The sequence below is a fragment of the Pseudomonas sp. S06B 330 genome, from assembly GCF_002845275.2.
In the GTDB taxonomy this organism is placed as follows: Bacteria; Pseudomonadota; Gammaproteobacteria; order Pseudomonadales; family Pseudomonadaceae; genus Aquipseudomonas.
In genome coordinates, this window is record NZ_CP088149.1 from 3,937,572 (window position 1) to 3,957,929 (window position 20,358).

At 59.3% G+C, this 20,358-nt stretch carries 13 protein-coding genes; 3 read left to right on the forward strand and 10 right to left on the reverse strand.

Going from position 1 to position 20,358, the window contains the following annotated elements; all coding sequences use genetic code 11:
• Positions 1 to 64 precede the first annotated feature (64 nt).
• A complete protein-coding gene (locus CX511_RS17565) occupies positions 65 to 469 on the reverse strand; it encodes a TraR/DksA family transcriptional regulator (RefSeq protein WP_045188636.1) in 405 nt (134 codons plus the stop codon).
• Positions 470 to 790: 321 nt separating this feature from the next.
• Between CX511_RS17565 and CX511_RS17570 the strand changes: the two genes are divergently transcribed.
• Complete coding sequence (locus tag CX511_RS17570) at positions 791 to 5,329, forward strand: DUF6543 domain-containing protein (RefSeq protein ID WP_101293122.1); 4,539 nt, start codon at positions 791 to 793, stop codon at positions 5,327 to 5,329.
• A 34-nt stretch (positions 5,330 to 5,363) separates the two neighbouring features.
• On the opposite strand, the gene CX511_RS17575 is transcribed toward CX511_RS17570, so the two are convergent.
• The 8 genes from CX511_RS17575 to CX511_RS17610 form a co-directional block, all read right to left on the reverse strand.
• Positions 5,364 to 6,137, reverse strand: coding sequence for an enoyl-CoA hydratase (locus tag CX511_RS17575; RefSeq protein ID WP_045188640.1), 774 nt, complete (start codon positions 6,135 to 6,137; stop codon positions 5,364 to 5,366).
• Positions 6,138 to 6,151: 14 nt separating this feature from the next.
• Positions 6,152 to 7,279 (reverse strand): acyl-CoA dehydrogenase, encoded by a 1,128-nt coding sequence (locus CX511_RS17580; RefSeq protein WP_045188644.1) that lies wholly within the window; start codon positions 7,277 to 7,279, stop codon positions 6,152 to 6,154.
• Between the two features lie 8 nt (positions 7,280 to 7,287).
• Positions 7,288 to 8,481, reverse strand: a complete 1,194-nt coding sequence (locus tag CX511_RS17585) for an acetyl-CoA C-acyltransferase (protein WP_045188646.1) — start codon at positions 8,479 to 8,481, stop codon at positions 7,288 to 7,290.
• Positions 8,482 to 8,498: 17 nt separating this feature from the next.
• Positions 8,499 to 9,266, reverse strand: a complete 768-nt coding sequence (locus CX511_RS17590) for an SDR family NAD(P)-dependent oxidoreductase (protein ID WP_045188647.1) — start codon at positions 9,264 to 9,266, stop codon at positions 8,499 to 8,501.
• Between the two features lie 11 nt (positions 9,267 to 9,277).
• Positions 9,278 to 10,930, reverse strand: coding sequence for an AMP-binding protein (locus tag CX511_RS17595; RefSeq protein WP_101293123.1), 1,653 nt, complete (start codon positions 10,928 to 10,930; stop codon positions 9,278 to 9,280).
• 130 nt (positions 10,931 to 11,060) lie between these two features.
• Positions 11,061 to 15,581: an NEL-type E3 ubiquitin ligase domain-containing protein gene (locus CX511_RS17600; protein ID WP_101293124.1), complete on the reverse strand. Its 4,521-nt coding sequence runs from the start codon at positions 15,579 to 15,581 to the stop codon at positions 11,061 to 11,063.
• Positions 15,582 to 15,661: 80 nt separating this feature from the next.
• Positions 15,662 to 16,684, reverse strand: a complete 1,023-nt coding sequence (locus CX511_RS17605; protein ID WP_045188652.1) for an AraC family transcriptional regulator — start codon at positions 16,682 to 16,684, stop codon at positions 15,662 to 15,664.
• A gap of 73 nt (positions 16,685 to 16,757) precedes the next feature.
• Positions 16,758 to 17,621 carry a LysR substrate-binding domain-containing protein gene (locus CX511_RS17610; RefSeq protein ID WP_101293125.1) on the reverse strand — a complete coding sequence of 288 codons (864 nt, stop codon included), beginning with the start codon at positions 17,619 to 17,621 and terminating at the stop codon, positions 16,758 to 16,760.
• A gap of 112 nt (positions 17,622 to 17,733) precedes the next feature.
• Here CX511_RS17610 and CX511_RS17615 point away from each other — a divergent pair, with 112 nt between their 5' ends.
• The gene (locus CX511_RS17615) at positions 17,734 to 18,840 is read left to right on the forward strand and encodes a 2-aminoethylphosphonate--pyruvate transaminase (protein WP_045188656.1); all 1,107 of its coding nucleotides are present in this window, start codon (positions 17,734 to 17,736) and stop codon (positions 18,838 to 18,840) included.
• Between the two features lie 31 nt (positions 18,841 to 18,871).
• Positions 18,872 to 19,699 carry a phosphonoacetaldehyde hydrolase gene (phnX, locus tag CX511_RS17620; RefSeq protein WP_101293126.1) on the forward strand — a complete coding sequence of 276 codons (828 nt, stop codon included), beginning with the start codon at positions 18,872 to 18,874 and terminating at the stop codon, positions 19,697 to 19,699.
• A gap of 62 nt (positions 19,700 to 19,761) precedes the next feature.
• On the opposite strand, the gene CX511_RS17625 is transcribed toward phnX, so the two are convergent.
• Positions 19,762 to 20,316 (reverse strand): NADPH-dependent FMN reductase, encoded by a 555-nt coding sequence (locus CX511_RS17625; protein ID WP_101293127.1) that lies wholly within the window; start codon positions 20,314 to 20,316, stop codon positions 19,762 to 19,764.
• Positions 20,317 to 20,358: the final 42 nt, after the last annotated feature.

Genomic DNA, 20,358 nt, shown 5'->3' on the forward strand with positions numbered 1-20,358 from the left:
GTTGCCAGGAAAAAAACACCAAGGCCCCAAGGATCACTCCCCGGGGCCTTGAGGGCATTGCCTATCAGGCCTGACGCTGGTGTTTGTCGATCTGCTCGTGACGCTCCTGAGCCTCGATGCAGTACTTGGTGGTCGGGCTGATCAGCAAGCGTTTGAGGCCAATCGGCTCACCGCTGTCGTCACACCAGCCAAAGCTGTCATCTTTGATGCGTTCCAGCCCCATCTCCAATTGTGGCAACAGGCGTTGGTCGCGATCGATAGCGTTAACCAACCAGGTGCGCTCCTCCTCGACGGAGGCAGCATCTGCCGGGTCAGCTGGGCTGTCCAGACTCTCGATGGCTACGCGGTTCTGTTCGATGCGCTCCTGGGTCTCGACTTTCATCGACTTCAGCAACTCGGTGAAGAACGCCAGTTGCTCGGCGTTCATGTAGTCATCGGCCGGCATGGCCAGCAACTTTTCCTTGGTCATCGATTTCTCTATGAAAATAACGTGCATTTAAGCGATTGGATTGCCATCACCGACAGTTCGCCGACAGCGGAATTCTTCAAGCACCCTTCGGCACTCTATTTACGAGGGGCGGCAGTCTAAGGCGCCACGCCGTACTGGGCAACAAAAATGACAGCACATTAGCGCGAAACGACGTGGAATCCGCCAATCGGCCTCGCAGACCGGCCCCGTGTTCAAGTGCACCATAGCACCCAACCACCGATCAGGTGTTATCCCGATAGCTCCGCCTGCAGTAACGAAAGCGGCTTCATGACGTCCCCTACTCATGGAGCGCGACTACACATGAACCTGCAAGAACGCCTCTCCCTCAATACCGATCTCGATTGCGCCGTTGCCAATCGCTTCGTTCTACGCCCGACGCTGTACGAAGTGTGTGCCCGTCTCTTGGTGGAACAATGGCTCAAGCACCAGATCAGTGATCATGACCCTCTCTCGCTGTATTTGGTCAGTACTGATAGTACCCCGCAACGCACTTACAGTAGACGGCTGTTCAAAGTCCTAGCAGAGCGCTTTTGCCGTCGTGCCACGCTCAACCTCACGCCTGAAGAAGACTTTCTCAGCCTCAATGAGAGCCTCAATCCACAAGGGGCTGTCGATATCGACCTGCATGCCGTGGAGCAATTGATCAATGAAACGGGACCGTTTCTACAGGAAAGCTACCAACGCGCGCTGGTCGACTTCTGGAGCGAGGCAGACCGTTCTGGGCAATCGCCGTGGCAATGGTATGCCGACTATCTCAAACAACAATTCAAATCTGCCATCGACATGGGCTTTGACGCCGGCGTGCTCAGCCAGGCTGACGCGGCGGCGGCCCACCTTGTCTACACCTATCCTTCCCTGCACGACCGCAACCTGTGGCCAAATACTGGCAACCTGAGCGTGCAACACCTGATGCTCGACACGTCGGCAAGCGCCTATCTTGACCGTGACCTGGCCAGTGCATTGCTAATCCAACGGCTTGATACCAGCACGTCTCACAATACCACCCTGGTCTACTCAACTACCGGTGAAGTGCTCCCCCTTGCCTCACAACAGGCACTTTTCACCGGGCTTGGCCGACTCTGGCCGGCATTGACCGTATCACGCCCACAACTCCAGCTGACGCACATCACCAATAACTGCTTCGAAGCCCAGGCGCGCGGTGTACTGGATCAACAATTGCGGGTCATCACCGCATTGATGCAGCAATATCAATCCGAATACAGCGCCCCCTTGATGAGCATGGAACTGGACCGCATGACATCAATGATCGGCCTGTGCAGCGCCGCGGAACAGGAGCGGCGCACGCAACTTGCCAATCACCTCCCTGATTGGCTAAGTCACAGCAAGGGGCCACTCATGCGCCGCTATGGCGCGATGCTCCTCGATGTTGCCCAAAGCTATGAGGATGCCGCCGGACAATTCTGGCTTGATGGCATCGACGACGCAGAGACCTTCAGCTACCAGCAGCTGGCCCGTCAGATCAATATCGATCACCCTGGCAGCGAGCTGGACGTGCGCGACGTAGTGGTCATCAACCACCAAGTCATAGCGACGGCCATTCCTAGCCAAGATTCGCTGATCACCGACGGTACGGTTCGCCCGGTGCGGTTCTCCCTGGCTCAATTGGCCATCGGCAATCTTGGCCTGCTCGCCCCTGGCCGGATCGAGCTGGTGTCAGCGACAGGGCACGCCCTGCCGAGCTGGATGGACGAAGGGTATATGCGTCAACTGGTGAGCAAGCTGGACATCGGTAGCGCTTATCCGCAGATGCTCACCCACAACATGCTCGATGATGCGGACCAGCGGCAATTGCGCCAGCAATTGTTCGATGCACAGCTGCGCACGCAAATCCCGGCGTATGCGCTGGAACTGCACCTGCGTGATAACAGCTTGAGCGAGGACGCCGTTAGCGGCATCACCCAGGTGTTCAACGCGCAGCCCAGGCCTCAGCCAAGCGATTGGGTAATGCGCCCGTTAGGCTTGATCAGCCAGGCTGGCGCAACACCAGACGAGCCGCACAATTGCTGGTTGATTGAGACCCAACGGATGTCGTCAAGCCCGTGTGTGCTTTATCGCCCTTTGCATCCGCAGCCTTTATTGGAGTTTTCTGATCGCCTGGCCGTGCTCGAGGCCATCAGCAGCTCGGGAGATTTGCAGGACGACCTGCTCGAGCGCCTGCCCGAAGCCTCGCGACGGATCTATGCCAACGGCGGCTTCCTTGAACCCCACCTCTACCTGTCCGTCGAAGACGATTTCGCAGTACCTTTCGGTGCTCCGAGGCCGCCGAGTCTGTCCCAGCAAACGCCGGTAGCAAACATAGGTTCCAAGCTCTACCAAACCTGCGTCGAAGAGGCGATCCGGCACTTCCAGGCACAGTCGCGCAGTACTGCGGCAACGCGCTGGAAGCGCTGGGAGACACTTGGTTGGCTGCTGTTCAACACACTCTTGCCACTGGCCGGTGGCACCCTGGCCAGAGCTGCCTGGCTGGTACAGATGAGTGTTGCCTTGGCTGATTTCATTAATACCGATGCCCAGCGCGATCCGACAGGCCATCGAATCGCACTGATCAACCTGCTGGTCAACGTTGCCGTAGTGTTGTTCTCCCATGCCTATCAGGGTTTGCGTCTGGATCTGCAGAATGTCGCTCCCCTGCCGGCCCTAGCTCCCGATCAAGCAGTAACCCCGCTGGAGCCTGGTCCTGCCAGCGTAAACACATTGGCGTTCAGTTGGGCCCGCCCTGATCACACACTGGATGCAGCACAACACCTAGCCCTGGTAAAACTGCAAGCCAATGTTTCACTGTCGCAACTGGGCAGCCCCGTGCCAAAGGGTCCGCTGCGCGGACTCTACCTGTACGGCGACCAGCTTTGGGCCCACCTGGACAACCAGGTATACCGGGTCAGCATTGACCCGCATCGCGAACAACCCCGTATCGTCGCCGCCTCTCCATCAGACGCTCCCGGTCCTTGGCTGATACGCGACGAAGTCGGTCGCTGGCAGCTCGATCTGGCACTGCGACTACGCGGTGGCATGCCTTTAAGCAGGCGGGTACAGGAACAGAAACTGCAACGCCAGCAAGCATACAACGCACTCAAAACCAAGTTCGCAAGTGACACCGAACAAGTCAAAAGCCAGAAAGCCACCCGTGACAGGGTGCTGGGGATGGCCGCAACCGCCACGGATGAACGACTGATGCGTAGCTGTCTGGAAAAGACCCAAGGCTATGCAAAGTTCTGGCGTGAGTACCTGCACACGCTGGAAGAGGTCAACGAACACGAACCTGTTCCACACTACAAAGTAGTGAGAGCTACTGCGCTCTACGAGCTTGTACGCAGCGAGCAATCAAACGTTACCGCCCTGACCAGACTCTTTCGCCCGCTGCGCGCGCAACTGGTGGACCTGGCCAAGCAACATTCGCAACAGCAAGCGTTCCCTGAAGCCGATAGCCGCATTATCAACCATCGCCTGGATGCCATGTCGCCGCTGCTTGATCAGATGATCGCCGGAGCTGAGGTGTTGACTGACGCCCGGCGGCAACTCAATCGCCTCGCCAGTCGCCAACAAACAACGATTGCCCAGCTCAATGACTGGGTACAGACCAACCGCGAGGAGCCTTCAACGCACCTTATGTGGCGCTATCTTCGGGTAGAAAACCACTTCAATCGCCTGAAGCTGCTCCACTCACTGGATGATCAGGCAACGTACTGGCTGGATTGCAGCTGGAAGAACCTTGAACTTGGCATTGCTCAACGGGTGCGCCTGAGCGATCTTGAGGAAGCGGGGATTGAATTGCAGGTACGCCTGCTGCGGAGCATCAGTGATCAGATGGGGGTCTGTTTACGCCAACTGGGCAACCTCAAATCGCTCCTCATTGAGCCAGCAGCCTTGCAGGCCCTGGCTCAGCTACAGGCGGATGTCGAACACATTGCCGAAGGTGTGCGCCAAGACCTTGCGGAGCTTCCAGACTACCCCGTGGCCAGTACGGTCCAGCAACTTCGTAGTCAGGTACCAGGGTTGATCGACACCACCGAGCACGGCCTGCTGTTGGCAGAGCCCCGTGTCGATGACGACACACTGGTCGACATCCCGGGCCCGGATAACAAAACCGCCACACGCACCTATCGACGAGAACAGGAAGACTGGGTTGAAGTTTCTGCCGTCGCGACGCCCGAGCCAGCAACGCGCACAACGCAATCACTGAAGCGCTTATTGCGTAACAGTCGTATCTACATGGCCAACGCCCGCAAGACGCTCCATAGCTTGCAAACCAATGCTTCAACCAGCTACCTGCCCGTCGAGATCGAAGAGCTGCTCCAGCATCATAAAACGCTGTTGAACGCCGAACGCGAGGCGATCGAACAGCACCTGACCGACGACAACCAGACGGATGAAGCAACTGTAACGGATGATGGCGCGTTGACCATGAAGGCGCTTGATGAACTCGTACAGACCCTCACGTCCCAGACGCTGGAGCTGCGGACCCAAGCCGCATTACGGCAGAATCCAAGAATGGCTGAGGTTCAATACCTGATCGACCGTGGCCAGATCCAGGTCCGCGCAGTGGGCCCGCGCCGACACTTGGCCAAGGTCAAGGGACGAGCAGATGACTACCTCGACGAGTATGAAATCAGCCATCAGGGCACTGCGTTGTGGTATGCGCATTTCCACTATCAGGCCATGAATACCCCGCGCGAGGCGTTCGTTGCCGGGCATTTGAAGACGGCGGATCAACGCCTTGCTGCAGGGGCGAGCGTGACCGATGCCAGCGGTAGAAGCATTGACGTCTACCGTGCACCGGTTACTGCTGCATCAGCGGCAAAATACTTCTTCAACCTGTAACAGCACCAGGGGGCGCAGTAGCGCCCCCTGTTGTTCAGCAGTCTTTGAACTGCGCTTCCCGCTTGGCGATAAACGCTGCCATGCCTTCCTTCTGGTCTTCGGTGGCAAAGGCGGCATGGAACACGCGACGTTCGAAGCGTACGCCTTCAGCCAGGTTGACTTCGAAGGCGCGATTGACACTTTCCTTGACCATCATGGTCATCGGGATCGACTTACTGGCGATGGTTGCCGCCACCTTCAAGGCTTCTTCCAACAGTTCAGCCTGCGGCACCACACGTGCGACCAGACCGGCGCGTTCGGCTTCCTCTGCACCCATCAGGCGACCGCTCAAGCACAGTTCCATCGCCTTGGCCTTGCCGACAGCACGGGTCAAACGCTGAGTGCCGCCCATGCCGGGGAGCACACCGAGATTGATTTCCGGCTGACCAAACTTGGCGTTATCGGCGGCGAGAATGAAATCGCACATCATCGCCAACTCACAGCCGCCCCCGAGGGCAAAGCCCGATACGGCAGCGATGATCGGTTTGCGCCGATTGGCAATGCGGTCAGCATCGCTGAACAGATCATCGACATAGATCTGCGGATAACGCAGATCAGCCATTTCCTTGATATCGGCACCTGCGGCAAAGGCCTTGGCGGAACCGGTCAGCACCACGCAACCAATGTTCGAATTGGCTTCGAGCTGATCCAGGGCCTGATTGATCTCACCGACGATCTGCGCATTGAGCGCATTGAGCGCCTGCGGCCGGTTGAGGGTAATCAGGCCGACCTTGCCGTGGATGTCCAACAGAATCGTTTCAAATGACATGCAAGCTGCTCCGCTCAAAGATTGCGCGCAATAACCATGCGCTGAATATCGCTGGTGCCTTCATAGATCTGACAAACCCGCACATCGCGGTAGATCCGCTCCAGCGGAAAGTCACTCAGATAGCCATAACCGCCCAAGGTCTGCAAGGCATCCGAACAGACCTTTTCGGCCATTTCCGAGGCGAAAAGTTTGGCCATCGACGCTTCGACCAGCGCGGGACGCCCAGCATCACGCAACGCAGCGGCATGCAGGACCATTTGCCGCGCCACCGCCACGCGAGTGGCCATGTCAGCCAAGCGGAAGGCCACAGCCTGGTGCTCGATCAAGGGCTTGCCAAAGCTTTGCCGTTCGCGGGCGTAGTCTCGGGCCACCTCAAAAGCCGCGCGTGCCATCCCGACCGACTGCGAAGCGATACCGATACGGCCACCTTCGAGGTTGGCCAGGGCGATTTTGTAGCCTTCGCCCTCCTCGCCCAAGCGGTTGGCCAGCGGCACGCGCACATCGTCAAAGACGATCTGGCAGGTATCGGAAGCGTGCTGGCCGAGTTTGTCCTCGACCCGGGCGACCTGATAGCCGGGGGAATCGGTCGGAACGATAAAAGCGCTGATGCCGCGCTTGCCGGCACCAGGATCAGTAACAGCGAAAACGATCACTACCCCGGCATTTTGCCCGGAAGTGATGAACTGCTTGCAGCCATTGAGCACATAGTGGTCGCCGTCACGGCGCGCACGGGTCTTCAAGCTGCTGGCATCGGAGCCCGCCTGGGGTTCGGTCAGGGCAAAGGCACCGAGCATCTGACCACTGGCAAGCGGGGTAAGAAACTGCTGCTTCTGCGCGTCATTGCCAAATTTTAGGATCGGCACGCAGCCCACTGAGTTGTGCACGCTCATGATGGTCGAGCAAGCGCCATCGCCGGCGGCGATCTCTTCCAGCGCCATGGCATAGGCAACGTAGCCCGTATCACTGCCACCCCACTGCTCCGGCACCAACATGCCGAACAGGCCCAGTTGAGCCATCTCTGCGATAGCCTCCTTGGGAAAGCGATGTTCGCGGTCCCATTGCTCGGCAAACGGGCGTAAGCGCTCTTGGGCGAACTGGCGGACGGCTTCACTGATTTGCTGTTGTTCGTCATTGACTAGCATGGTGCACCTCAATACAGACACTCGACAGCCATGGCGGTGGCTTCACCACCACCGATGCAGATGGCCGCGACGCCACGGCTCAGGCCCTTCTGGCGCAACGCCGCCAGCAACGTGACCAGGATTCGCGCGCCCGATGCGCCAATCGGATGGCCCAGGGCGCAAGCGCCGCCGTGGATGTTGACCTTGTCATGGGGCAAGTCCAAGTGCTTCATTGTCGCCAGAGTGACCACGGCAAAGGCTTCGTTGATCTCGAACAGGTCAACGTCGGCCAGGTTCCAGCCGGTACGCTTGATCAGCTTGTCGATAGCGCCAATCGGTGCGGTCGGAAACAGCGCCGGGGTATCGGCAAAGGCAGCATGGCCATGAATGACTGCCAGCGGCTTGAGGCCCTGCTTTTCGGCCTGGGAGCGGCGCATCAACACCAAGGCTGCAGCGCCATCGGAAATCGAACTGGAGTTGGCCGCAGTGACGGTACCGCCATCGCGGAAGGCCGGTTTTAGCTGAGGGATCTTGTCCAGGCGTGCCTTGGGGGGCTGCTCGTCGTCACTGATCAGACGCTGGGTCTTACCTTCGGTGACCTCCACCGGGACGATCTCACTGGCAAAATTGCCAGCGCTGATCGCCTGTTGCGCGCGGGTCAGCGAAGCGATCGCAAAGTCGTCCTGTTGCTGGCGGCTGAAACCGTTGGCTTGGGCACAGTCCTCGGCGAACGTGCCCATCAGGCGCCCTTTGTCGTAGGCATCCTCAAGGCCGTCGAAGAACATGTGGTCGATGATCTTGCCGTGCCCCATGCGATAACCACTACGGGCCTTGTCCAGCAGGTAGGGTGCGTTGGACATGCTTTCCATGCCGCCAGCCACCACCACATCGGCGCTGCCGGCCAGCAGCAGATCATGCGCCATAATGGCGGCCTGCATGCCCGAACCACACATCTTGTTCAACGTGGTGCAGGTAGTCGACTTATTCAAGCCGGCTCCCAAGGCGGCCTGGCGCGCCGGGGCCTGGCCCAAACCGGCAGGCAAGACGCAGCCAAACAGCACTTGCTCGACGCTGTCAGCGGCAACGCCAGCACGTTCTACGGCAGCACGAATGGCTGCGGCGCCCAACTGCGGGGCAGTCAGGCTTTTCAGGTCGCCCTGCAGGCCGCCCATGGGCGTGCGCACGGCACTGACGATTACGATCGGGTCACTGGCGAGGGTCATGATAGGTACTCCTGCAATTACTTGGCGGCCATACGCAAGGCACCGTCAAGACGGATCACCTCGCCATTGAGCATGCTGTTTTCGATAATGTGCCGAGCCAGCGCGGCGTACTCTTGCGGGCGTCCCAGGCGTGGTGGGAACGGTACGCCAGCGGCCAGGGAGTCGCGTACTTCCTGGGTCATGCCGGCCATCATCGGCGTTTCGAAAATGCCGGGGGCAATGGTCATCACGCGGATACCGAAGCGCGCCAATTCACGCGCTGCCGGCAGGGTCAGACTGGCGATGGCGCCTTTGGAAGCGGCGTAGGCGGCCTGACCGATCTGGCCGTCGTAAGCGGCAATCGAGGCCGTGTTGATGATAATCCCACGCTCCCCTTCGTCACTGGCCTGGCCCTCAGCCATGGCGGCGGCGGCCAGACGGAGCAGGTTGAAACTGCCGATCAGGTTGACGTTGATCACCCGGCTGAAGCTGTCTAGCCCGTGGGGGCCGTTTTTACCCAGGACCTTCTCGGCACCGACGATGCCAGCGCAGTTGACCAGGCCATGGAGGCTGCCAAATGCAGCAATCGCTGCATCGACGGCGGCCTTGGCCGCCGCTTCCTGACTGATGTCGGCGACGGCATAACGCGCCTTGCTGCCCAGTGCTTGCGCTTTGGCCTGCACCGCTTCGGCGTTGAGGTCGACGAGCATGACCTGGGCACCGGCTTCAATGAGCATTTCGGCAGTCGCCGCGCCCAGCCCCGAGGCTGCACCGCTGACGATGAAATTCTTGTTGGCAATCTGCATGATGTTCTTCCTCAAGCGCTGGCGGTCAAGGCCAGTGCGGCGTGTTGTTTGGCAATTTCCTGGTTGCGCAGGATGAAACGCTGCAGCTTGCCGCTCGGTGTCTTGGGCAGTTCGCTGACAAATTCGATTTCCCGTGGGTAGGCATGGGCGTAAAGACGTTGACGCACATGCTGGCGCAAGGTCTCCGCCAGAGCTTCACTGGCCTCGTGGCCGTTGGCCAAAACCACGAAGGCCTTGATCAGTTCAGTACGCTCCGGATCCGGCTTGCCCACCACGGCCGCCTCAATCACCGCCGGGTGCTCGATCAGCGCGCTCTCCACGTCGAAAGGACCAACCCGGTAGCCCGACGTGGTGATCACATCGTCGCTGCGACCGACAAAGCTGATGCTGCCGTCGGCGTTCAATTCAACGGTATCGCCGCTCAGGTAGTACTTGCCGACAATGGAATGGGTTGGCACGCCGTGATAGCCACCAAACCAGCACAGCGGCGACTGCTCGCGGTCCACGGCCAGAATGCCTGGTTGCCCGGCTGGCAGTTCGCGATGCTGTTCATCGAGCACGACAATCCGGTGCCCGGGAATGGCAAAACCCGCCGATCCCAGGTGCACCGGATGCTCAAGACCATGGTGATTGCACAACACCATGCCCAGCTCGGTCTGCCCGTAATGGTCATGAATGGTCACACCCAACTCATCGGCAAACCAACGGATCACTTCTGGGTTAAGCGGCTCACCAGCACTGCTGACCACCCGTAAACCGCCCTTGATGGGCACGCAGAAATCGTCGCCGGCCGCAATCAGCAAACGGTAGGCAGTGGGTGAACCGGCCAGATTACTGATGGCATATTTGTTGATGACGCGGCACGTACTCTCCACGCTGAACGGACCATCGTAAAAGGTGGTGGCATGGCCCAGAGCCAACGGCCCGGTTACTGCGTAGTACAGGCCATAGGCCCAGCCGGGATCGGCCAGGTTCCAGAAATTGTCCTCATCGCGCAGGTCGATGGCATCACGCATGTAGCCTTTAAAGGCTACAATCGCCCGCAGCGGCACCAGCAGGGGTTTGGCCGGTCCGGTGGTGCCCGAGGTAAACATCATCAGAAACGGCGCGTCGCCCTTTAGCAGGACCGGCTCGCACAGGTCGCTGGCGCGCTCCAATGCTTGATGGAAGTCCACATCATCAGCGCCTTCATCGGCGCTGATGCAGATCACCACCGGACAATCGCCCACCTCATCAAGCTTACTGCGGTTACCACGATCAGTGATTACCACCCGCGCTGCCGATTGATGCAGACGGTGCTCGATGGCTTTAGGACCAAAAGCGGTGAACAACGGCTGATAGACCGCCCCCAGCCGCCAACTGGCCAGCACTGTGATCAGCAGTTCGGGAACCCGTGGCAAGAGACCGGCAACGCGGTCCCCAGGCCCCACACCTTGTGCCCGCAGGACATTGGCAAAACGTGCAGCCAGTCGTTGCAGTTGTTCGAAACTGTACTGAGCGTGCGCACCCTCACGGCCCTCCCAGTTCAAAGCGATCTTGTTACTGCCCACATGGCGATCGCAGCACTCAATACAGGCATTGAGTGCAGAGAGGTCACCATGCAGGTCTGCGCTGGCCACCCGCAGATAGTCGAAACCGCTCGCGGCGTCGGAATAATCACGCATCGTCAGACTCCTGGTTCTTATTGTTGGAGTAGCACCCTGAATCTAACGATAGTCGCGCCGGAGAGCCTCCGGGACAATGGCCAAAGCTGTCAAACTGGATGACTGGTTTGGCCGTATTGCAAACGTCTACTCAATGGCCCCCTTCGCCTGCTCGCTCAGCCGCCAGTGCCTCCTGGGTTAGCTGCAGTGCAAGCGACCTGAGCGCTAGCTCCCGTTCACGGGCCAACTGATTGGTCAGTTCCAGGTAGGCGCCCTCACTGCTGCCTTGTCCTTCATTCAGCGCCTCAAGCCGGTCCCAAAAGGGCTCCTCGACGGCACTAAATCGCTCGGCGTATTCACTGCGTAAGTACTCCAACCAAAAATCCCGCTGACTGATGTAGTGTGCCAAGGCATCACTGTCTTCGGCCTCGCGCACAGCCTGCTCAGCGTCAGCCAGTTGCAATTCGCTGACGCCGGCGATCGCCTGGAACTGCATCGTGCCAGGCTGACCTGGCAGCCCAAGCTGACGCGCCAGGCCGGTGCGGTACGCCAGGCTCACCTCGATTTCATCAACTCCGCGCCCTTGCGCTCTACGCGCCTGGATATCCTCACGGGCAATCTGCTCGACCTGGTCCAGGCGAAACAATCGCCTGGCTATGTCAAGACGTGCAACACCGGCCTGGCCGGGGGCACTGCGCTGTAAAGCGCGTGCGACAAAAACCCGGACTTCCAACGCGCTGAAACACGAGGCGACGCTATCGACACATGTACGCGGGTTCGCGGCCAAGCTGAACAATTCCTGGCGCAGCTCACTGCTTGCCTGCGCGGCATCAAGCATCTCCCAGAGCCGTCGCCCCAGGCTTTGTCGTGCCTGGTGAAAATCACTGGTGCCAGACAACTCACTGATCAACTGGAAGAAATCGTGACTATTGGGCTCTGCCTGCAGGCGATCCCATGTAACACCCCGTTGATGTTGCACTCGCGGATCCGGGTCGTGGCTCCACACATCACGGCTTGGCGCCCTATTCGGTGCAACGGGGCGGACCACCAACGGATCAGGTGCATGCAGGCGCGTGATGGTTGCAGCGGACAGCGCATTGCCCTGCAACGACACCACTCTCCGGAAAGAACGCGGTGCTTGCAGGATTTCCTCCGGCACAATGGCGATTTGATTGTTGCGTAGGTCTGCGCACTCTAGAAAGCGGCACCCAATCAAACCCGATGGCACGGTCTGCAGGTTGCATCGGCGCAGGTGCAGCCCGTTCAAGCGCGACTGACGGCGAAATTGCAGACTGATCGAGCCAAGCGGATTGCCGTTCAGATTCAGGGTACTTAAGCGCAACAAGTTCGCCAGCGCATCCGCGCTGGACCGGGTCATCCGAATGCGGTTGTCATTCAGCTGCAAGGTACGCAGCCAAGGGAGCCGCTCAAGACCATGAGGCACCACGGTGAGCTGATTGCTACTCAGATTCAGCCAACGAATGCCGGCGAAACATTGCAGGAAATTTTCCGGAAGCCGCTCCAACTGCAGGCCGACCAGATTGAGTTCGGCGACATGGAAAAAGTCTACCCGTACAGGTAACTCTGGCAACTCATGAATCGCCGCGCCGGCCAGGGTCAGGCGCATGCCCTCCGGTTGCCCTTCGTTATTCCTCAGCGGGTCGCCCTGCAAGCGCCAGCACCGCCGCAGCTCTTCGGCAGCAGCCCGGCGCGCGAGGTGCCTGTCAGGATGTGCAGCCTCCGTCTCCCACGCGGCCAGCGATGTATCCAACTGCAGGTACTCGTGCTCCTGGTTGAGCAAACGCTCAAAGGCCGAACCAGGCGACTGCATCAGCATGTTGAAAAATTCCTCAACCTGACTTTCACTAAAACCTATATAGAGTGCGCGTATGCGAGCGCGTATGCGAGCGCGTAGTAGACGTTCGCTCGCGTTGCGCCCTCTTCCACGCCCGCTAAGCAAATAACCCACCCGACCATCCGCCAGGCGCTGACCCGGATTGAACCAGGGTTTGACCTTGCGCCAGCCCAACAATCGCTCCAGTTGTTCCCGGCTGGTTGGCATCCAGTCTTGCAAGTTGCTGCGTAACTGCTGTGCAGCATTACGCCCACGCCAACCCAATCGCTCACGCTCGGCGTCCGGCAGAACGGCAAGTAACACCTCAGGCAAGCCGGCCGGTTCGGCAACCTCCAGGTCCAGTTCATGCCCTTGACTGTCATACAGCCAAAAACGTCCCGCCCGCCACACCATCACACTGACATCGTCGCTCTGCGGATGCAGCACCGCCAGACGACGACCACTGTCAACACCTTCACGCAATTCAAGATTGATGCTGCTCGGCCAATTGGCATAGCGGCGTAACAGATTGAACGCAAGATCGACTGAGTCGGCCTGGTAGCTGCTTGGTAGAAACAACCCTTCACGCATCCGGGTTAGCCGAGCTTCACGAAGCAGCCCGCGCGCTTGTTCCGCCAGCACCAATGGAATGCGCCGCTCTTCAAGCATGCGTAGCCGGTCAGCATCGGTCGCCTGTTGCAGCAGGTGCAAGGCATAGGCATCCGGCAGGCCGGGGAAATCGCGCAGGACTAAAGTCAGTAAATCATCGGCGGGCAAGTACTGACGGCTAAAATGCTCGAACAGCCCTTCTCGTAATCGGTCGGCCTGAAAGAGTATGTCGGTTCGTTGCTCGGCTGCGCTCAGGCCCGCAATGTCGATCTCGGCCAGGCACCAGGCGTGGAACGCCTGATCGCCATCCCCGATCGAGGGCTGAGCCAACTCGGTGAAAAAGGTATCGATCCGCGCCTCTAGACGGAAGCGTTCCAGGGTGTCGCGCAAACTCACTGGCAGCGGCCGATTCTCCAACAGCAGACCGCGCAAATGATCCTCATCGACATCGGCGACCTGCAAGATCTGCTCGATCCGCCGCACCTCGAAATTGGCTGCTTCAGGCCATAGGCGACGCAACAGCAATGCACTACCTTGCCATTCAAAGGGACGCTCGAAACTAAGACGCCAGCTGCGCTCGCCATTGAACTGCAGCAGTGGGCTGTAGGCCTCTTGCCTTTGCGGATGCAGCAACTGCCAACGCCCCTGACGTTGCCGAACTTCGTAGTAGGTGTTTTCGTGCCGCCACCATTGACGCTGACCATCGGTGTGTAAGCCATTGTCCAGCACCTGGGTGTGCTCAGGCACGTTTTGCGCAGCATAGGCGTCCAGGTCTTCAGACCACAGCCGTTTGGCACCGGCTTCTGTCTCGATAGGTACCAGACCTTCTACGAAATTGCTGCGATTGAACCCTCGTGCGATTGCTTGCCCTCCTGCGCCGACTACAACACCGACCGCCAGGATCTCGGCAACCCCCATCAAGTGTTCCAGGGCTTCATGCTGATGGCCCCGAGACCAATCACGGACGCCTTCGTAGGTCTGTGAAAGGACGTGCACAACCGTCTCTGCCAAAAGCAGAGTTCCCACCACAGGAACGAACAGGCCTGCCACATTGAGCATGAGCAGACCAACGTCTTTCATCTGCTCGATACGCCTCTCGGAGGCTGCGTGATCAGCATCCGCTGTTGGCACCAGGATTTTGCGCGCATCATCCTTGATACGCTCAATTTGACGAGCAGCCAAGGCCTCAAAAATATCGCTGGCACACACATCCCCGGAAGGCTCCAGATCAGGTGAAGGGTCCGCGAGCCTTTTGCCCAAGGTGTTAAGTAAGTTTGGCAAATGCTTGAGGGCGACCCTTGGGCGCAAGTACGCTTCAACGTCGCGCTTACGCAGGTCGATTGCCAAGTGGTCGTTCAACTGCAACCAGGAGTCGAAACACCGCAGCGAACGCTCTGGAGCGCCCGGCAAATACAGTAACACCCGCTGGACATGCCCTTGTGCGTCAAAATGCTCAAGGGCAAGTGCATCCTCCACTTCACAGCCCAGCAACTTAAATTGCAAGACCCGCCAGCTTGGGCCCGGCGTGTGGGGCCAGGTGGTGTCAGCCACCAACTGCCGTAACATCAGCAGGTCCGGTTGAGTAATTTCCCCTTTCATCGCAGCGATCTGCGCGGTTAAAGCCAGCCCTTTGCGCTTGTCCTGCGCCAAGGTCGATTGCATCCGCTCGTCAAACAGCTGTTCAAGATGAACCTGGTAGTCCTGACCTATATTTTGTTCGCGACAGAACAATAGGATGACATCCGTTTGATCGCTCACCAGGTCAGCGCGATTGGTCACCGGTTCAGGGTCTATGTCCGTAGTAGCCAAGCCTGAGCCCAGGTAAAAGCTCACGTCGGGCTCAAAGTTCTGCATCAATCGCTGCAAGGCCGGCGCGTGCACGAAAAGGATGTTGTCTTCTGGCAGCCTGTCTCCTGGAAACACCCGAAATGAGCGCCGCAACTCTCGCCAATAAAGGTCGCGAAGCTTTTGCGTCACACCAAAGACCTGCAACAAGGGTTCAAGCCGTTTGACGGCGAAGTCGTCCGGGGGAATGATCCCGGCAGTCAGCTGATGCAGTTGCTCCTGGCTCACATGGTGTGCTCGAAAGCAGTCGCGCAAGGTATTGATCTGTTCGGGTGAAGCCTCGGTCAGCCAGGCAGGCAAGCGCGTCTTAATGAAATCATCGGTGACATCGACGAGCTTTTCTGCCTCGAAGGGTGACGCAGCGCTGGATGGATTTAGCGTCATGACGGTCTTCCACGTGATGGATTGAAGCCGTCAAGCTTCCACTGCCAACGTCAGGGAATGCAGAAGGAAAGGGCTCGCTCTTAGCTCGGTGTCTGCCCTTGCAGGATCACCGTTCGATAATGCCCCGGATTGCAACCGAACCATTTGCGAAAAGCCTTGTAAAACGAACTGCTGTCAGCGAAACCAAGACGCTCGGCGATCTCGGCGAACCCCAACTCGACCTCGGCTAGCCAGGTAATCGCCAGTTCGCGTCGGACACTGTCCTTGAGGCCTTGATAGGTCTGCCCTTCCTCGGCCAAGCGACGGCGCAAGGTTGAAGCAGACAGACAAAGGTGGCGCGCCAGGCTATCGGCATCGGGCCAGTTGCCAGGGTTCATCTGTCGAAGATCCTGGCGAATTCGCCGAGCCAGGCTGGCCGGGTCGCGGTACTTGACCAGAATATTACCGGGCGCTTCGGCGAGAAAACGCTGCAATTCTTCCTCGCTGCGCCGCAGCGGCAGGTCGAGGCAATCCGCGGCGATGATCATCCGCGTGCGTGGGCGATTGAACTGCAGGTTTTCCGAGAACATCACCCGGTAATCATCGCAGAAAGGCGGTTCGTCGCAGCGCAGTTCGATGGCCAGGATCGGAATCCGCCGCCCTGCCAGCCAGCAGGCGACACCGTGGACGATCATCCAAAAGGTGAAATAGGTAAAGGCACGGCGCGGCTGTTCACGCGGTTCACCGATAACGATCTCGGCAAGACTCTGCTGGCGCACCAAGGCCGGCTGCAGGTCTTCGAGCATTAACGACAGGAAGGTCAAGGCCGTGTCCAACCCGGCAGCCAGGGTCGGCTGAGCCATTGCCGCCCGGCACAGAAAGGCCAGGCTGCCAGGACGTAAACCGCGCGGGTCCATGCCGAAGAATTCGTCATTGCAACGCCGCGCCAGCAAACGCCAGAGCTGTGCATAGGCGCTGGCTGGGACCCGTGCATCGGCCTGTTCAAGCAGGCCTGGATCAATACCGATGCGGCTGAGCAACGCCGCGCTCGGCGCGCCCGGTGCACAGCTTTGCAGCAGCGCTTCGCGTACCAGTTGCATGGAGATGGTGTCTTTACCCGCCATCAGCTGTATTTCGCCTTACCTGTCTTGTTTGACGGCCATCTTAGGGGCCACCACAGAAAATGCCAGCGTCGCTTCATACCGTCGGTGCCAGGCTCAGGAACGCCTGGATCAGACGCAGTTCGCGGCGACGCTCCAGGCAGCCGATCATATGCTGATTGACCAACCCCGACCCGACAATCGGCCGTGCCACCACCCGCGGGTCATGACTGATCTCGACTGACGAGACGATGCCGATGCCAAGCTCTGCGGCAACTGCCTCGGTCACGGCCTCGCGACTGTCCAGTTCCAGCAGTACTCGTGGCTGGACCTCAGCATGCACACAGGCCTGGTCGAAGGTACGACGGGTGATTGAGCTGGGCTCGCGCAGCACCATGATTTGCCGGTCAAGCTCGGTGATCGGCAGTTGTTGAACCTCAGCCGCCCAAGGGTGACCTGCCGGCAACAAGGCGCAGATTCTTGATTCGCCCAGACTTTGCAGGTGCAGTCCTTTGCGCGGCTCGACCTCGGTCAACACCGCCACATCAGCATGTTCGCTTAGCAACGCAGCCAGGGTTTCCTGGGCATTACCCAACCGCAGATTGACGGTGATGCCGGGGTAACGTGCACGTAGCTGGGCGAGCATCGGCATAACCCGGTGCGGCCCGTCAGCGGCCACTTCCAGGCGTCCTGTGAGCAGTTGCCGATTGGCCTCAAGCATGGCCTGGGCTTCCTCGGCCAGGCCAAACATGGCCCGGGTGATCGCGGCCAGACGCGTGCCCTCCTCGGTCAACTCCACCCGTCGTGCCGTGCGCCGCAGCAAGGTGATCTGGTAGTGCTCCTCCAGGGCTTTGATGTGCCCGGTGACGGCCGGCTGGCTGATGAACAGCCGCGCCGCAGCACGGGTAAAACTGCCCTCACGGGCGACCGCATCAAACGCGCGGAGCTGAAACAAGTTCATATCTATCGGCCTGACTTATGGCTGGCATAACAACAAACAATTTGATTGATGACGCGCAGAATTGCAACGTAGGCCCCGTAGATTCAGCCCACCGCTTGTGAGGACCACCGGAATGAGTAACGCCCCAATCCTGCTGACCCCCGGCCCCCTGACCACCTCGTCCCGTACCCGCCAAGCGATGATGGTGGACTGGGGTTCATGGGACCGCGACTTCAACCAACTGACTGCCAGCCTGTGCGAGCAACTGCTGGCCATCGTCAACGGCGCCGACAGCCACCACTGCGTGCCGCTACAAGGCAGCGGTACCTTCGCTGTGGAAGCGGCGATTGGCACGCTGGTGCCGCGCGATGGCAAGGTCCTGGTGCTGATCAATGGTGCTTACGGTCAACGCCTGGCGAAGATCTGCAAGGTGCTGGGCCGCGCTTACAGCACCTTTGAAACGGCTGAAGACCAACCGACTACCGCTGAAGACGTAAGTCGCCTGCTGAGCGAAGACCCGAGCATCACCCATGTGGCGCTGATCCATTGCGAAACCAGCACCGGTATTCTCAACCCGTTGGCCGAGATTGCCGAGGTCATCGCCGGTCATGGCAAGCGTCTGATTATTGATGCCATGAGTTCATTCGGTGCACTGCCAATCGACGCTCGCGAAGTACCTTTCGATGCCCTGATTGCCGCCTCAGGCAAATGCCTGGAAGGCGTGCCCGGAATGGGCTTTGTCTTCGCCAATAAGGCGTCGCTGGCCGCAGCCGAGGGCAACTCGCCATCACTGGCCATGGACCTGCAGGATCAACATGCCTACATGGCCAAGACTGGCCAGTGGCGCTTCACCCCACCCACTCACGTTGTCGCGGCGTTGCACGAAGCATTGCTGCAATACAACGAAGAAGGCGGCCTGCCTGCGCGTCACCAGCGTTATGCGAACAACTGCAAGGCGTTGCTCGACGGCATGGCGGCAATTGGCTTGCGCAGCTTTCTGCCGACCGAGATCCAGGCTCCGATCATCGTGACCTTCCACGCCCCGAACGATCCACGCTATCAGTTCAAGGACTTTTACGAACGGGTCAAAGCCAAGGGATTCATTCTCTACCCGGGCAAGCTGACCCAGGTCGAAACCTTCCGTGTCGGTTGCATCGGCGTCGTCGGCCCGGATGGCATGCAAGCGGCAGTGAACGCGGTGGCCGAGGTATTGCGAGAAATGGAAGTACTGGACATCTAACGCGCCTGACACTCTTTCTAGGAATCTGCACATGAACTACAGCAACCCAACGCACCTGCAAGCGGCCATTCTTGACTGGGCTGGCACCGTGGTCGACTTCGGCTCCTTCGCCCCCACCCAGATCTTCGTCGAAGCATTCGCCGAGTTCGATATCGAAGTCTCCATCGAAGAAGCCCGTGGCCCGATGGGCATGGGCAAGTGGGACCATATCCGCACCCTGTGCAACCAACCGCAGATTGCCGAGCGCTATCGCAACGTGTTTGGCCGTACCCCGACAGACGATGACGTTACCGCTATCTATGAACGCTTCATGCCCTTGCAGATCGAAAAGATCGCCGTGCACTCCGCGCTGATCCCCGGCGCCCTGGACACGCTGACGGGCCTGCGCAAGGACGGCCTGAAGATCGGCTCCTGCTCCGGCTACCCGAAAGTGGTGATGGACAAGGTGGTAGCGCTGGCGGCGCAGAATGGCTATGTCGCCGACCATGTGGTCGCCACCGACGAAACCCCTAACGGTCGTCCGTGGCCGGCCCAGGCGCTGGCAAACGTGATTGCCTTGGGCATTGACGATGTGGCGGCCTGCGTCAAGGTCGACGATACCGTGCCTGGCATCCTTGAAGGTCGTCGCGCCGGCATGTGGACGGTGGCACTGGTGTGTTCGGGCAACGCTCTGGGCCTCACCTATGAAGGCTACCGCGCCCTGGCTTCAGACACACTCGACAGCGAGCGCAAGCGCATCCACACCCTGTTCGAGGGTTCGCGCCCGCACTACCTGATCGACACCATCAACGAACTACCGGACGTGATTGCCGATATCAACAAGCGTCTGGCGCGCGGGGAAATGCCGCAAGCGGTGTAAAACATCAGGGCCCTGTCGCCGACACGCTGGAAGCCGGCGTTGCCGGCGATAGGGCCAGCGCATTACTGCTGATGACGCTCGACCCACACCGCATACTTGTCAATGAAAGTCTGCAAAAAAGGGCGAGTTTTCTCCGACAGCTTGCCATCATCATCGAACAAGCTCGCCGCGCCGCCGATATAGGCCTCTGGCTGCTGCATGCAAGGCACATCGAGAAACACCAGCGACTGGCGCAGGTGATGGTTGGCGCCAAAACCGCCTACGGCACCCGGTGAAACGCTGATCACCGCACCCGGCTTGCCACTCCAGGCACTCTGTCCATAGGGCCTTGATCCCACGTCGATGGCGTTTTTCAACACCCCCGGTACCGAGCGGTTGTACTCCGGGGTGACAAACAAAACCGCGTCACTGCTGCGGATCTGCTCACGGAAGGCCTTGTAGGCTGCTGGCGGATCGACATCAATGTCTTCGTTGTACAGTGGCAAATCGCCAATCTCGACTATCTTCAACCGGAGGTTCGCGGGCGCGAGCTGCGAAAGTGCCAAGGCAACTTTGCGATTGAAGGATTCCTTGCGCAAGCTGCCGACGACGACGGCTACCGAATACACCTGACTCATGGCGATTTCCTGCATGTAGGACAAAGGAAGTTGTAGGTATAG

Bases quoted from the DNA above. Each gene is read 5' to 3' on its own strand.
- CX511_RS17565 (WP_045188636.1), bottom strand. From the start codon at position 469: ATGACCAAGGAAAAGTTGCTGGCCATGCCGGCCGATGACTACATGAAC.
- CX511_RS17570 (WP_101293122.1), top strand. From the start codon at position 791: ATGAACCTGCAAGAACGCCTCTCCCTCAATACCGATCTCGATTGCGCC.
- CX511_RS17575 (WP_045188640.1), bottom strand. From the start codon at position 6,137: ATGTCATTTGAAACGATTCTGTTGGACATCCACGGCAAGGTCGGCCTG.
- CX511_RS17580 (WP_045188644.1), bottom strand. From the start codon at position 7,279: ATGCTAGTCAATGACGAACAACAGCAAATCAGTGAAGCCGTCCGCCAG.
- CX511_RS17585 (WP_045188646.1), bottom strand. From the start codon at position 8,481: ATGACCCTCGCCAGTGACCCGATCGTAATCGTCAGTGCCGTGCGCACG.
- CX511_RS17590 (WP_045188647.1), bottom strand. From the start codon at position 9,266: ATGCAGATTGCCAACAAGAATTTCATCGTCAGCGGTGCAGCCTCGGGG.
- CX511_RS17595 (WP_101293123.1), bottom strand. From the start codon at position 10,930: ATGCGTGATTATTCCGACGCCGCGAGCGGTTTCGACTATCTGCGGGTG.
- CX511_RS17600 (WP_101293124.1), bottom strand. From the start codon at position 15,581: ATGACGCTAAATCCATCCAGCGCTGCGTCACCCTTCGAGGCAGAAAAG.
- CX511_RS17605 (WP_045188652.1), bottom strand. From the start codon at position 16,684: ATGGCGGGTAAAGACACCATCTCCATGCAACTGGTACGCGAAGCGCTG.
- CX511_RS17610 (WP_101293125.1), bottom strand. From the start codon at position 17,621: ATGAACTTGTTTCAGCTCCGCGCGTTTGATGCGGTCGCCCGTGAGGGC.
- CX511_RS17615 (WP_045188656.1), top strand. From the start codon at position 17,734: ATGAGTAACGCCCCAATCCTGCTGACCCCCGGCCCCCTGACCACCTCG.
- phnX (WP_101293126.1), top strand. From the start codon at position 18,872: ATGAACTACAGCAACCCAACGCACCTGCAAGCGGCCATTCTTGACTGG.
- CX511_RS17625 (WP_101293127.1), bottom strand. From the start codon at position 20,316: ATGAGTCAGGTGTATTCGGTAGCCGTCGTCGTCGGCAGCTTGCGCAAG.